The organism is Pyrobaculum ferrireducens, from assembly GCF_000234805.1.
GTDB classification, from domain to species: domain Archaea; phylum Thermoproteota; class Thermoprotei; order Thermoproteales; family Thermoproteaceae; genus Pyrobaculum; species Pyrobaculum ferrireducens.
The window spans coordinates 1-15,505 of the sequence record NC_016645.1 but is presented as its reverse complement, the minus strand read 5'-3'; the positions used below and the strand labels follow the sequence as shown (position 1 = coordinate 15,505).

The window sequence follows — 15,505 nt, the reverse complement described above, 5'->3', positions numbered from 1 at the left end:
AAAGTAACCCCTATCTGCTCAATACAGCGTAGCACACCGGCTCTAGGTGCATGAGGGCGTTTAGGGCGCCTCCGGTGAGTTGTATCTGTTCTTTATGTCTGCTCCAGCTCTCTACGCCGAGGGCTTTCAGCACGGCGGCTGTTCTCGCGTAGTCCGCCGCGCGTTCCTCATCGGTGTCGCCGCGTATAGTTATGTAGCCTTTAATCCTACCGCCGCTGGTTTTGTAGAACTTCACCTCCTTCTGCACAGTTATTTCGCGTCCACCCTCCATAACCTTCGCCCGCATCTTGACGACTAAGTACTCCTTCCTCTCGCCGCGTTCTATGCCGGCTTCCACCTCATCTATACGCACCCTCAGCCGCCTACCCTCCACCTCAACCTCCTTCTCTATCGGCGGCTTCACAGAGCCCCACTGCTCGCCTTCGCGGAAGTACTCCTCCAAGCGCTTGCGCACCTCCTCCCCCCTCGCTTCGGCCTCCTTGAGGAGCATTTCCTTCAGCCACTGCGCTCTCTCATCGCCGCGGCTGGCCAGCCAGCCGACGTACCTAAGGCCGTCCGCCGTTATGCGCACAAAGCCCTTCTCGCCCCTTCTCGGCTCCCTAGCCGTGAAGTGTACTACACACCACTCCCCTTCGCATGCATCCCTCATCCCTAGCCCCCGCAGAAGCTCCACCGCTTTGTTAAAGGACTGGGGATCTCTGGGTTCGTACGTTACTTCTACAGCGCCGTGTTTCGTCAGCTTTACGGAGTACCTTACCTCTCCCCACTCAGGCACGCCCCTCTCGAACTTCCCGGCTAGGCGTCTGTACGTCTCCTCTCCGAGGACGCCGGCCTCTCTGCACTGTTTGAGGAACTCCACCACCGCCCTTCTAACCGCCTCGTGCACCGACTCCGCGGCTAGAGCGTTCGTCGAGACGTCTATACGCCACACGTCGCGGCCGCGGGACTTGTGGTAGTATTTGCCTACCTCCGCTCTCACGCCCATAACCCTCAGCACCGCCGCCCTCCGCTCAGCCTCGGCGCGGTTAGTTGTGCCGAATTCAAGCGCTACGGCATTGTTTCTTTGTAGATGTATTATGTACTCCGCCGCCGCGCCTTCAGCCTCGACAACCAGCCTAGCCCTCGGCCTGCCGCCCTCGGCGGTGAAGCCCTCCACCCGCGCCTTCACTTTTTCTGCCTTGGCCATGTCGGCCATCTTCTCCACTTTGGAATAAATCTGTTCATCGCTCCTCACCTCCTCAAGCACACGCTCAAGAGCCACCAGATACGGCAGAGCATCCCGGGCGAACTTCCTCGCCTCCCCGCCGTAAAGCCTTATGTGGACGACGCCTCTGTCTTCGTGCATCTTCGGCTCATACCCAATTCTCTTAAGCAATGTGTAGTAGAGAGCCGCCTTGACCTCCGCCGGCACCTCATCCTCCTCACCGCCGCCGACGGTTAGCCTAATCTCGTTTGAATACACAGAACCGTCCCCCAGCACGGCGTGGAGGAGCATACCCACGGCGCGCCTCCTCGCAACCTCGCGCTTTTCGGCATCTTGTTCGCTCTGCGCCAGCTCTTTCAAGACGTTCACAAGGGTGTGGAACACCCGGTGATGCTTTAAGCCCGGCGCCTTTGCAAGCCACTCACCAAGCCACCTCTCCAGCTTCTGCCTAAACGCCTCGTGATCTACGCCAGAGCCCTCCAGGGTCTTAGCCACGAAGTCGATAAACCTCTTCCTCTCATCCTCCGGCATGCTACGCGCCGCCGACAGCCTTTCCCACACCTCCTCGGCGTATCTGCCGTAAAGCTCTACGCGGTACATGGGCTTCAGCCCCTCGCTGGTTATGCTGAAGCGCTCGACGTAGATCTTGACCGGCTTCTTCCCCCTCTCGCCGCCTCCCCAGTGTATCTCCTCAGCCCCCACGCCGAAGGCCGAGATAAACGCCACCACTTGTTCCAAGGAGGTGGTCGCCATAACGACTATGCGCCCCTCTTCGCTGATCTCCACCACAGAGGCGTCGCTTAACAGCCATCCGTCCTGCGCCTCGCGCAGAGGCGGAGGCGCTGTGCCGGCGATACGCATCTTCTCGTACTTCTCCACAGCCCTTTTGGCCTCCTCCAGCTTCCTCTCCGCCAGCGGGCGGGTCAGCTCGCCGACTGACAGCGTGGCGCCGCCCTTCAAAAGCTCCAGCTCCGCCTTCTTACCGCCGGCGTAGATGACGTACTCCCCCTCCTTCTCTGTCTTCACCACCCTCGCCTCGCCCTTTTCAAACGCCTCCACCAGGTGCTTCAGTTCTTCGCGCTCCTCAGCGTCTTTCAGAACTCTGCCCAGCTCCACAACCAGCCTCTCTTCAAGCGGAAGCTCCCTCAGCCGCCCGCGTCTGACGCTTTGCGCCCTCCCCAGCAACTTGTTGTACGCACCATGCGGCGTATTAGCCACAAGCGAAGCCAAGTCCTCCGCGGCGAAAGCCCTCAGCACAGTCAAGCCAACGATGTTGTCGCTGACGACGGCCTTTAGATACGCCACGGCCCTGGTGCCGTAGTTGGCGCCGGAGAATCTAGACAGCTTATCCCTAGTCGCCTCTGCCAGCCTCCTCGCCTCTATCGCGTTCACCTCCACCCACTCCGCCACCTTCTCCAGCGCCTTTACGCCCTTCTTCTCAGCCGCGGTTTTTAGATGGACGGCGATGGTGTTAAGCTCGTTCGCCACTTCTTCAGCGATTTTCAAAACCCTCCCCTCGGCCTCCTCCAGTCTGTTCAATACGTTGTAGAACTCCCTCCACTTCTCTCTATCGTTACCCTCCAGCGCCTGCCTCAGAACCGCGGCGGCCTCCTCTCTCGCCTTCCGCATCTCCACAAGCCTCTCGTACACCTCATGGGCGCGGCGCTGAAGCACAGCCCACACGATTAGAAAAGCCGCCTTGGCGTATTCGTTCTTCTCCTCCTTGCTACGCTTACCCCTCTCCCAGTACTTAAGCGCCTCAGCCGCCGGCCCCAGCCACGGCACCCTAACGCCCCTAGCCGCCTCCAGCAGATTTACAAGCTTCAAAAGCCCTTCCTCGTCTACCTTGGCTGCGCCCCTATAAAGCTGGTCCACAACGCTAAACAGCTCCTCGAGCGCCTTGCCCACATCTACATTCCTCTTCTTTGCCGCCTCCACCAGCTCCTGCACTGTTGGCGGCTTCTTAAACTCGCCGTACTTAATCAGCCCAGCCGCTAAAGCCAGCTTCCCCAGCTGAATAGAGCCGAAGACGTCGTGGGCAAAGGCCCACGTGACTACGCCGGCGGTTGTAGCCGCGGCGAGGAACAGCCACGCCCTGTGCTCATCCACCCACGCGATTATGCGAGCTACAGCCTCTACAAACAGCTCGTAAAGCCTCTCAAGCGCGATTTTAGCCCTCTCAAACCACTCCCGCAGAGCCTCGTAGGCAGTCTCGGCGGCTCTCTTTACGTACTCAACCGCCTTCTCGAAACGGCCCTCTTCCACAAGCGCCATGGCGCCGGCCACTGCGGAGACAACAGCCTCGCTGTACAGCCCTTGGTGCAGTGCGATTAAGGACTCGGCCGCGGCGCTTGCAAACACAGTAAGCCTCAGAGCCTGCTCCACCGTGGCGACGGCTCTGAGGGCGCCTTCATGCGTTGAGATCAACGCCTTCAGCACCTCTCTGCCCACCGCATACGCGTAGCGCCAGGCTTCCTCAGCCGCCTCCTCGCCGAGTTCCGCCCTTATCCTCTCAAACCTCTCCCTAACCTCCGCGAAGACCCTAGCCGCGTCTGCCTCCACTGGGCTTCTCGGCTCCATGCCGTGTACCACGTCCTCTGCCCTTTCGAGGAGGATCGCCAGATAGTTCAGCGCCTCCGGGGAGTCGGCGGCGTGCCATATCAAGCTGTAGACGTCTCTCGCCAGAGACTCGGCCGCCTCGACGAGCGCCGCGCCGCCCCTCCTCACCAGCCTCTCGGCGTACCTCGCCCTCACCCTCTCCACAGCCCTCCTCGCCGCCTTGCCAACCGCCTCAGCCGCCTCCCCATCCAGCTCCACCCTCCCCTTCACCGAGGCCAGCCAGGACACGGCAGAGGAACCCCTCAAGTGAGGAGGTATGAAGCCGAGAGGCGGCTTCTCCTTAACCTCTTCAGACGGCTTCTCGCCCTCCGCCGCCCTCTCTTTAACCTCCTTGGCCGGCTTCAGAGCGGCTTTTTCAGCCGGCTTCTCCGCCTGCTTCATGGCTTTTTCAAGCTCCTCGGCCGCGGTTTTGGCCTCCTCCCTCAGTATTGAGCGTAGCCTCTCCAGCGCATACCTCTCCACCTCTCTCACGTCGACGCCCCTAACCTCCGAGTACAGCTTGGCCGCGGCGTAGAAGGCGACGTCGACGCCGCCGGGAGGCGCCAGCCTATCCGCCAGAAGCCACTCAAGCCACTTCTTCACCCTATCCACCACAATAGGCGCGTCCTCCAGCTCCCTCAGCGTAACCAACCGCCCAGCCCTCTCCGCCAGGTGGAGGAGGATCCCCTCGCCCCAGCTCCCCGGCACCCAGCTCCAAAGCGCCTCGTACCTACCCTCCCTCGCCTGCCTAACAAACTCGTTAAACATAACGGCGGCGGCCTTCGATGCTAGGTAGGTTCTGAGAGCTCTCTGGTGATCGCCGTACAGCACCCACAGCCTTCTGTACTCGACGTCCACGGCCTTCAGATAGGCGTGGAGAGCCGGGCCGTGGTCTTTGACCGCTCTGTCCACGTGCTGGCCCCAGACCGACACCCCCTTGTCAGCCACACTCTTCAACACGCCAAAGACGTCGTCCACCCAGCGGTTGGGATACGCAAAGACCCCTCCCTCCCCTACGTGAGCCACCAGCGCCTTGTTTACAAAGACGTATTCGGGAGGCGCCACGCCGAGGCGCACCTCCACCGGATCTCTCGACCTAGCCACCTTAGCCACCAGCAGGTCAAGCGCCTTCCCAAGCACCTCCCTCAGCGCGGGGTGGTAGAGGAAGTAGTAGACGTGGCCTCTCTTCAAGACGTCTGGTCTGTACTCGCCCACCTCAACGGCCAGGCGCCTGGCCAAGAAGTCCGCCACCTTCTTGCTCCTAGTCACGTAGACCTGCACTAGGCCGCGGGGGACGGGGAACTCGCCGCGCGCCAGATACTGGCGGTATGCCTCGAGAGCCTCCTCAACGTCTCTATCCATTGCCCTATACAGCGCCTCTAGGAGGAGCTCCCTGGACTTGGCTATGCGGCCCACCGCCTCCGCGGCGGCTTTCAGAAGCTCTGCGGCGCCGTAGCCGAGGCCGAGGGCGTTTGTCCTCACCAGATGAGCCGCCGCCTCCGCCACGGCGTCACCCGCCTTGACAGCCCTCTCGTAGAGAGCCGGGTCGTCCAGTGACGACTCCGCCAGCTGTCTCAACGCCGAGACAGCCCTCTCCGCCACTTCGTCTGGAAGGTCGCCTCTACCTGCCAACGCCTCGACCCTGGCAATAAGCCTCTCGGCGTACTCCCTCGGGTCTCTACCTTCCCTTTCCCTCAGCCAGAGGGCTCTCCACACCGGCTTTAGCGCGGAGTCGTAGAAGCCCTCCCTAACGAGAGCCCTCTCCACGTCTGCAACCTCGGCCTCCGCCATCCGCCTAAGCTCTTCGGGGAGCTGTCTGAAGAGCGCGGCCTCCCTCGCGCGGGCTGGCTCGATCCGAGCCAGCTCTTGTAGCGCAATCACAGCTACGTAGCGCCTTAGGCCTCCCTCGCCGTACCACTCCTTCGCGACGCGCTCCACCTCGTGTTTTGCCCCCGGCGAGAACTTCGCCACTGCCTTGAGCTCCTCAACGACGCCCCTCACCGCGTCTCTATAGACGCGGTAGATATCCTCGGCTGGCTGAACCTCCTTCAGCAACCTGCCGAGGTCGTAGTAGCCCCTCTCCCAGAGCCACTGCGCCACGGCGCTTGGCAACTCGATTCTGCCCTCCGAGTGGTGCCTCGCCAGCTGAGACGCTATTCTGCCCACCTCCTCCTCAAGCCTCCTAACCCGCTGAGAGGCCCACCTACCGACGCTTCTAACCACAGCGTCTTCTAGCCTGGAGGGCTGGTACCTCGCCTCGACATCAAGAGCCTTTGCCACGGAGAGGACGCCGCCCTCCCTCACAAACGTGCGCCTCGGCTCCATCCACCTCTCAAACCTCTTGTAGATGCGGTAGGCCTCTATCGACTTCGCAACAGCGTCGGCGGCGCCCTCCAGCTTAAGATCAACCAGCCACGCCAAAACCCTCTCAGGCGTAGACCACTTAATCAACCTACTGGCGGCCTCCTCAGGATCCAGCCTAGTCAAAGACAGAGCGCCCGGCCCGAACCACCTCCGAAGCTCCTCCGCCTTTTTCTCGTCTATATTCATCAACGCCTCTCTCAGCTGTTTTACGTATCTGCTGTACTTCTTCGCCGCGCTTTCCGCCACCACCCTCGCCCTGTCCCTATCCACCTTCTCCGCGGCTTTTGCAAGAGCCGCCTCCTCCCTAGCCGCCCTGGCAAGCAGAGCTGTAACTACGACGTCAGGCGCCTTTCCCTTTAACGCGTAAGCCGCCTCTTCGAGAGCCAGCGCCACCCCGCCTCTGGCCAGAAGCTCGGCCAGAGCTCTGTGCCTCCTGCCCTCGGTAGTACGCATATAGCGCTGGATGCCTTTGCGCACGCCGGCCCAGTCCCACTTGGCGATGAAGCGGGCTACTCTGTCTGGGTAGTGTCTGCCGCCGGCCTCCTCCTCTATCAGCCTAATCCTCGGCCGTCTGAAGACGTAGGTGGGCATGCCCACCCTCAGCGGGACGTCCGCCAGAACGGCCACGTCGCCGACAACATCCTTCAGCTCTGTGAAGACGGGGTACCTAACGAAGACCCTCCCCGCCAGCTCCCCAAGCCTATTCACCACGTAGACGGCCGGCGGGGCTCTCAGAAGCGCTCTCTCAGGCTCCCAGCCCAAATACGGCAGAAGCTGGTCGTACAGCGTGTTGAAAAGCCTCTCCCGGCCGTAGGCGTCGAAAAGCTCGTAGGCCCTCCCCAGAGCCCTAAGCATCTCCGACGCCGTTTTGAGGCCAAGCCTCTCGGCGGCCCATATTACATACGCCAGCTCCCTCTCCCCCAACACGGGAGACCTCAGATACTCCACGAGACGCGGATACGCCTCAAGAGCCTTGACGTACTCCCTCAACACAGCCCTCGCCCTCTCCACGTCCTTGGCGCCGCCTACAACCTCCCTCGCTGAGTACAGAGCCAGAGCCGCCTCCGCCGCGGAGGGCGAGATAGAGGCGATTCTAATCAACAGCCTCGCCGAGTCGGGGTCTAGGTACTTCTCAAGCTCTGTACGTAACTTCGCAAGCTCTGCAGAAGCGGCCTCCACCGCCTCCCTCCTAAACGTCTCAACAAGCCTAACAGCCTCCTCACCCGGCCCGGCGCCGGCCTTCTGCAGAAGGGAAATGGCGGCGGGCGCCTCTTGGCTTAGGCGCCTAAGCTCCTCCTCTCTAGTCCTGTCCTGTGTCTTTCTAAATTCTTCTAGAGTTTTGAAATACCTAACGACGGCCTCGGCGGCTCCGGGCTTCGTCAGCTCGACAGCCGCCTCCACGGCCTTTGTCCTCACGCCGAGTCTGCCGGCTACTTCGAGAACAGCCTCGGCCGCCCTCCTCAAGGCGTGTACGTCGGCGTCGCCGGTGGACAGCTTCGCAAAGGGAGGCTGGAGAGCCTCCCGAGCCTCCTTTATGGCCCTGCCCCAGATGCGCTTAGCCTCCTCTACCCCCACCCTCTGCCCGAGGTCTGTAAGGGCGTTTATGGCGATGGCCTCTATCCTCTTGCCTATATGCTCCGCCACGCTCTTCTCGCGCCTAGCCAGCTCAGCCAGCAACACCACAGCCAAAGCCCTCTCGAAGACCTCCGCCGGCACAGTAGGCTGTTTAAACACCGGAACCTCCACCTCCCTACCCAGCAACTTCACCGTTGTGAAGTAGGGCTCGTATTCCTTTCTGACAGCCGCCACCGCCTCCGCCAGCTCCCGCCCTCTGCCGCTGTACAGCTCTCTAAGGGCGTTAGCCAAGGCACGCCTCTCCCCCTCTGTATACAGCAGAGAGGCCGCCGTTGATAACCTCACGGCTGTCCACGCGTCTAGGTAGAGCGAGACGTCGCTAGGCGCCTCTATCTTCGTAGACCTGGCGCCTACCGCCCTCTCCACTCTGTTAAGAGCTTCGGCGAGAGACTTCGCATGCGCCAACAGCCCCTCAGCCTCTACGTACCTCCCGGCTCTAGCCAGGGCCTCCGCCTCCTCCACCAGCCTAGAAACCCTCTCCAGGGCCTCTCTGTAGCCCGGCAGCCTAACCTCGACCTTTCTCAAAGGCTCTAATTCCTTCGACACGTCTCTCTTGACTTTCTCCAGCGCCGCCGCCCTCTCCGCGGTCTGCCACAGGCGGAGAGCCACGTCGTACTGCGCCTCTCTCACCACCACATACGGCTCTTTCCCAGCGTACACAGCTCTAAACACCTCCGCCACCTCCTTCGCGGAGGCGTGTCTGTGAGCCAGCTCGACTAGGGCGGATAGCTCCGCGGCTATCCGCTTCACCGCCTCGCCACCGCCGGCCGCCTTGGCGGCTCTCAGCTCCTCAACAAGTCTTCTGTGCTCCGCCGCAATGGCGTAGAGCAACGGGTCGGGAATCCAGAACTCCGCCAGGGGCCTGGGCGAGTAGGCCCTCCCCAGCTCCTCTCCTATCTGCGCCGCCGCCCTCAGCCTCTCCTCCCTGTCTGCAACTCTCATGCGGTACAGCTGTATGTAAGCCTCGGCGAGTTTTACATAAAACTCGGGAGGCGCCTCCACTACACGCAACCGCTCAGACACTGCCCCAGCCCTCCTCCTCAAAGCCTCCGCTGTCTGCACCAGCGCAGACTCAAACCTCCCCCTCTCCGCCGGGGAGGCCTCCAGGTATCTGCGGAGTAACGGCCTCAGGTTTTCATACTGCCTAAGCACCTCCCGCGCCTCCGAGGCCGCGTCCACCACGGCTCTATGCCTGGCGGCGGCCTCCTCCACCCTCCCCACCAGCCCTCTGTACAGCAGAGAAAGACCAGCCGCCCCGACGTCACCCTCCCTGAACAGCTCCCAGCCCTCCCTCGCAGACCTCGCCTCCGAAAGCCTCTCGAGGACAGCCCTCAGCCTCTGGGCCTCCCTCGCCGAGTGCTCAACGGGGGCGAGGTCTCTCAACACCTCCGGCCTAACCTTCTCCAGAAGCTTGACGTACTCCCATTCAAGCCTCTCGATGGTCCTCACTGCGGATTCGCCTCCCCTAGCGGCGTAGAACTCCCTCAGCCTCTCCACCTCGGCTTTGAACTGCCTCATCGCCTCCTCCCTATCGCCAGACAAAGCCGTCTTCACGGCTTTCTCAAATGCCCTCAGCACCTCAACAGCCTCCGGCTTCTCCACTGCGTATACCCGCCTCATGTACGCCAGCCAGGAGTGCTCCGCGCCGAATCTGCGGAAGTACTCAAAGGACTCCCGCAGAACCTCCCTCCTAGCCTTCTCGTCGCCTTCCTTCACAGCCTTGACGGCCTTCTCCAGAAGCTTGACGGCCCACGGCTCCGCGGCCATGGGCGTCAAGGCGGAGACGACGTAGACTTCTCTATACGCCGACTCCGCCACTCTCTCAGCCTTCAACACGGCCAGCCTCTCGGCCAAGCCCTCTCTCGACACATAGGGCTTTATCGATACGCCTCTCTCAAGAGGCGTCGCTCTACCCACATACTCCTCGGCGCCCAGCGTCAGCTCTTTCACGGGAGGCCTCAGCATCCGCTCGGCCTCCTCCGGCCTCACCGCGCCTATGGCCACCGCCCTGGCGACGGCCACGGCGCGTAGCGTCGGCAGACTCGCCCTAATCTCGTCCACAGCCACAGCCCTGGCGTATCTACGAGCGTCGTATGGCACCGGGCGGGACAGCCAGTACTCCTCCCAAAGCGCCCAGAACTGCTCCGCGTGTCTTAGGAATTTAGCTCTGAGAGAGGGGTCGACCACAACCCTCTCCCCCTCTATCCTAGCCCCCACCAGAAGTTCGGCCGCCTCCCTAGCCGACTTCGGCTCTACGCCAGTTATCTGCCTAAAGAAGGCGGCGAATTTGGAGAAGGCCCCCATGTGCATCTCGAGGAGGGGCTCGTATACCCCCCTAACAAGCCTCTCCACATCTCCAACCACCTCGGAGACAGCCCTCCTCGCCGCCTCCTCTCTCGACATGCCGGCTTTGAGAAGCTCCTCTACGCTTTTCGCGATTTCGCCCTCCCAGTCCTTGACGGCTAGCTTCCTAATCAGCTCCATGTAGGCTTGTCTAGAGCGCTGGACCGCCTCGCGCTCTATCTCCCTCATCTTCTGAGCTACTGCGAATTCCTCAACACGCTCGGCGACGGCCCTCGCCTTCGCCGCCGCCCTCCTGGCCAAGAGATATTCACGCACAGCCATAAACTGCTCATATTTCTCCCTCGTGATTTTGCCCTCTAGATACAGCCTCCGAATGTAGGCTGGGTTGATAAGGGCAAGCCACCTCGGCTTGTCGTCTATATGCCATAACAGCGTATAGTAGAGCCACGGGTAGCGCCTCGCAACCTCCTCCATGAGGGCGTCTATGGCGTAGTCCACCTTCGGGAAAATCCTCCGCAGTAAGTGGATAAGGTCCCCTCTCGTGTATTCATGCACCGTCTTCGCAACGCGGTAGGCCTCTCTAGCCGCCTTGTAGGCGGCCTTCGCCGCCTCTCTGCCTCCCTTCACAAGAGCCTCCTCGGCCTGCCTCAGCCTCTGCCACACCGCCTCCTCGATGCGCCTCCTCACCTGCTCGTTGACGGCGTCTGGGTGTACGCCGAATCTCCTCTCAACGTACTCCCTAGCCCTATCCCTATACCGCTTGGCGATTACGGCCCCCTTCAGCGCCAGCCTCCTCACCAGCCTCACCGAGGCCCTCTTCACAGGAGAGCTCATGAACCTCGCCAGACGGGTGAACCACTTCGATCTCAGCAGTAGGCGGATTTGGAACCAGAAGGCGAGCTCCTGCACTACGTGTATAGCCAGCCTCATTACGTACTGGCCAAACGACGGAAAGCCAAACACCGCGGAGAGCACCTCCAGCACCACCACCGGCGCGAATACGGCGACGAACAGCGCAACGAAGAGCCTCCCCCAAATCTCCGCCACAGCCCACCGCAGATTCAACGTAAAGCCAACATCCCAGATAGAAACGCCCCACCTCTTGTCGGGTCTGGGCATGGGCGGGGTGTCGGCGGGCTTGTAGGAGAGGGCCACCGTGCCGTTCCAGGGTATGGGCCACTGAGCCGCCAGCTCCTTGGGAGGCGGCGGTGGCGGGTTGTTCATCAGCCACCTCCACCTCTGGATCCAGACGCCGATTATCCTACGCGTGGTGTTTGAGTCGCCGACGGGGTAGTGGAGAAGCCAAGTGGCGTTGCCTGGGTACAGCACGGCGCGTCCGTAGGCCTCCTTGGTGTTGTCCACGCCCACGGGCCTCCAGTCAAACCTAACACACGCCACGTAGAAGTTGTAAGGCGTGTACCCCCTCGGCTCAGTCTCTGGCATTGGGTGGAGGGGCCTTGGCTTTATTGCGCCGTAGTAGTAGCGCCAGACGGAGGCCGCCGGCTCTATGTCGCTGACGTTTGGAGCCAGCCACTTCAAAAAGTCTAGATACGCCCGGCTGTAGTTCCCGCTTGCCAGCAGGGCGAAGAAGAGGTCGCGGTTCACCCGGGTCATGTTCTCCGCGGCCTTCGGCACCAGACGCCACTTAGGCTCGTCTGCGGAAAGCACAAAGGTGGAGCATTCCTGGTCGTACTCTGCGCCTCTCAGCAGGTTTATCAACTCGACGCCGTCTTCGCTTGTCGGCGCCTCGTCGTAGGTGTCTGGTAGCTGTACGCTCTGGGGGTTTACGGAGAGAGCCACTCCGCCGAGCCAGGCGAAGCCGTATACGTAGGCGAAACTGCGCTGTACGTCCCAGAACACTACGCGCTTGTAGACGTGCTTGTTCTCAATCCGGCACGTGGCGCCGCTGGGCGGCTCCCCGTTGCTCCACTCGCCGTACTTCTCCTCAGCCCAGACCCTCCAGTCCCTATACGTGAATGGGATCGACAGCACGGCGTCGCTACGGTTCTCCGGCACCCAAGGCCTTCTGTAGGACAGCGCCGTCAGCGCCGCGGCCGAGGGCTTCAGCTCCTTCTGGTACTTCGGCTCCTCCCACTCCTCCCGCGACGTGGAGCACCACTCGTCACACCAACAGTAGCCATTGGGGTCACACGTCCACCCGCAACACCACTCACACACCCTAGTCCACTTGTAGAAGTCTTGATGACCGTCTTTTACAGGCCTGTCTGCATTGGGCACCAGAAGCGTAAAGTTCGACTCCGCCGGCCTCGCCGCGGGCTTTGTGTAGTTCGTCGCGTTGAGGCCTACGTCGTACCTCAAAATACCCCTCTTCACAGTGACGTTGCCGCCCTTGTAGACCTCCGAGGCGGGCGGCACCAGCCAGCCCCATACGCCTACATAGCCGGCCCTCGTCTCGTTGAGGAGGGTTTTGTTGTTGTATGTCACGGTGATGTTGAGGTCTGCGGTGAGCATCCGCCAGAAGGGCTGAGGCCCGGCGTATATCCTGGCCCATGGTAACAGCTTCTTGTAGTACTTGCACTCGGCCTCTTTTATCCTGTCCATCCACTCCTGGGCCGACACGTTGGCAATAGTGGCGTTGCCGACGGCCGCTCTGAAATACGGCTCAATCATTGAGTAGTCCGGGCACCAGTATAGGATCTCGACGGGACGCGGAACGTCAAGCCACGTGTGGACTATGTAGGGACGGCTTTGGTTTAGCCCGGTCCAGTTCTTGACGCCCACCAGCGTAGGCGTCCACCACCCCGCCGCCACCCAGTCGCTCCCGTTCTTCGCCAGCGATGAGAAGAAGTCTAGGGCGTACCTCAGCGTTGTGTTGTTTACAAGAGAGAAGGGGTATGCCGATTTGTTTAGCTCCAAAATTGCCTCCCTCACCTGGCTCAAATAAACAGTGGCGTTGTATCTCAACAACGCAATTCCGTCACCCTCGACGGCTAATGCCGTGTATATCTGTGGCTCTGGCTTGGGGGCGCTGTTAGCCCACTGGCTTGTCGCATTCAGCCACTGCAACAGCGGAATGCCTTGTAGAGTTGTATAAGCCCCGGCTATCGTGGCGACGTAGAGGAAGAGGCCGACTCCGAAAAGCAGAGCCCCGAGCCCCCGCACGCGGGGTAGTAACATGAGGAGCATGCCGGTGAAGAACAGCGTTGGGACCCACCTCTCTGCTATTTCGCCGAGCCAGTGCATGATGTGGTATGTCATCATTGCGCCCGTCGACACGTTGTATCCCGTCGCCGCTACGTGGTATATTGCATCGGCGATTTCGTAGATACGCATGGCGGCGGCTGTGATGGCCACAGAGCCTCCGCCGGTGAGAGGCGCCAGAACAACTCCGAGGACTATGGCGGCGAGGGCGGCCGTCATGGCAACGGCGGCGCCCTCAATGGCGTAGGCGAAGGTCAGTGCAGTACTGTAGGCCAAGTCGAAGGCCTCCTTCATACGCCTCACACTCTCCTTGAGGACGTGCTCTACGTCGTAGAAGCCGTAGAGGTAAACCGGCGTAGGGGCGAAGGGAGCCACCAGCCTAAAGGCGAAGTCCACCACGAAGGGGGTGAGCAGAACCAGCCCTAGGGCGAATATGGGGAAGTACCACTCCTCGTCTCCCCTGACGAAGAGTAGGTAGAGGGCGGAGAGGACTCCTGCGATAATTAGGGCTTCTGTTATGGGTATCATTCCACCGAGATTCTCTCTGGTATCTTGGTGAAGGCGTATGTAATGGCGGCGGTGACCGCGCTGGCCATGGTGAAGGCGAGGGCCGCGGCGGCGGCTATGTTTGCGGCTGGCACGACTGCGTTCAGCACAGCGCCGTAGAGAATGGGGTATCCGAAGGAGGTCACCTCCACCTCTCTCACGTAGTCGGCGTATGCGGCCAGGGCGGGGGGCATGGCCATGTTGAAAGCCGCGATGACGGCCCCCAGCAACTCAAGCCTCTCTATGGCTATCAGCACGGCGGCGAGGCCGGCCAGCGCCAGGAGGCCTATTGCTAAGAGAGAGGCGGCGTAGGCCGTCGCGAGGGACAGCATTGCCCCGTTTGCCGCGCCTGAGAAGGGCATGGCTACTTGGAATAGAGACATGGAGAGCGGCGAGGTTACGCCGGCCAGCCCAGTTATGGTAGTGGCGGAGAATATCGTGCTGTATGCGTCTACATAACGGCTGAACTTCTCGCTGAATGTCTTGGCGGAGCACTCAAGCGCCCTGGCCCCCGCGGCGAAGTACACATCGATGTTGAAGGAGGGCGCCAGGTCGAAGTACTTGAGGCAGTAGGGCTGGAGGGGCTTGCTCCCCGTCTCGGCGGCCGCCGCCTCCACAGCCTCCAAAAAGCCCCTAACGCCGAATCCCACCAGCGCCGTGGAGAGCATAACGGCGGCGAAGAGCAACCCGGCGATTAGGGCTCTGTACAGGGTGTGGCGGGCCTCCTCCCTCTCCCTAGCCCCCCCAATGGCGTATAGGACGGAGGCGTAGAGGCCGTAGATGAAGATGATGGAGGAGGAAAAAAGAGTGATTATTTCGGGTGTGGTCAGCATTATCTCAGCTAGTAGTCCAGAAGGCCAGCTTCTCACCCGCTTTTATGACGCTCTGAATGAGGACTTGGCTTAGGAAGTCCGTCACGGTCTTCAGAGGGTCTAGCTGGCTCTGAACTGACTGGCCCCAGGCCTCGGCGGCTAGGTTTACTCCAAGCACCACGAGGCCAACAGCGAAGGGCGACAGTATCATAGCCAGTAGTAGCCACTTGTACTTGTCGACTAGATCGTTGATGTATCCCCACCTCGCCCAGCTTGCCGGTGCCAGCTTGCTCATTACGAAGTAGTAGATGCCGAAGATTATGAGCGACGCCCACCACGCTATGCCCCATACGGCCATGAGAGCGCCGGCGGCTGACTGGACGCTCTGAACCGCGCCGCTTTTAAGCACGAGGTCCCTACCTTGACTAACGCCGCCGCCCCCGCCGCCACCGCCAGTGGCGTTGCCAGCCTGCTGGGCGAGTATGGGCATTGCCAGCACCAGCAACGCCAGCGCGGCTATTGCAAGCTTCTTAACCTTCTCCCCAGCCTTCTCCTTGTCTTTGATTTGGGAGACGTTTTTCGGGGGCATGTACGCCTCGCTCGGGAGGGCCGAAAAAACCTTGCCAATCCCCTAAATTCCCCCACGCGCCGAGCTGTGTAAAGCGGCCAACGGCGTTGGCATCCTCCGCCTTTATTGACCACGGCGTGGGCAATACCCAGCGTTTGTGTCTCAGGTGTAGACAGCCGACGGGGGTTGCCCCTATGTAGGCGGGGAGCCGCTGTGGATATAACGCGGCGTGTAATGCCCGCGCCGTGGACAAAATCCGATGAGAAATGTCCCCAGCGGGGACAAAACCCGCCGTTTTATGTCAACGCCGAG

General features: G+C 61.2%; 3 protein-coding genes. All 3 read right to left on the bottom strand.

The window, feature by feature from the left end:
• Positions 1-10: 10 nt before the first annotated feature.
• Genes P186_RS00015 through P186_RS00005 form a run of 3 tightly spaced genes read right to left on the bottom strand, consistent with a single transcriptional unit; the run spans position 11 to position 15,214 of the window.
• Positions 11-13,795 (bottom strand): hypothetical protein, encoded by a 13,785-nt coding sequence (locus tag P186_RS00015; RefSeq protein WP_014287304.1) that lies wholly within the window; start codon positions 13,793-13,795, stop codon positions 11-13.
• A complete protein-coding gene (locus P186_RS00010) occupies positions 13,792-14,646 on the bottom strand; it encodes a hypothetical protein (RefSeq protein ID WP_014287303.1) in 855 nt (284 codons plus the stop codon). The genes P186_RS00015 and P186_RS00010 overlap by 4 nt, the downstream gene beginning before the upstream one ends.
• Before the next feature lie 4 nt (positions 14,647-14,650).
• Complete coding sequence (locus P186_RS00005) at positions 14,651-15,214, bottom strand: hypothetical protein (protein WP_014287302.1); 564 nt, start codon at positions 15,212-15,214, stop codon at positions 14,651-14,653.
• Positions 15,215-15,505 lie beyond the last annotated feature (291 nt).

Bases quoted from the DNA above. Each gene is read 5' to 3' on its own strand.
- P186_RS00015 (WP_014287304.1), bottom strand. From the start codon at position 13,795: ATGATACCCATAACAGAAGCCCTAATTATCGCAGGAGTCCTCTCCGCC.
- P186_RS00005 (WP_014287302.1), bottom strand. From the start codon at position 15,214: ATGCCCCCGAAAAACGTCTCCCAAATCAAAGACAAGGAGAAGGCTGGG.
- P186_RS00010 (WP_014287303.1), bottom strand. From the start codon at position 14,646: ATGCTGACCACACCCGAAATAATCACTCTTTTTTCCTCCTCCATCATC.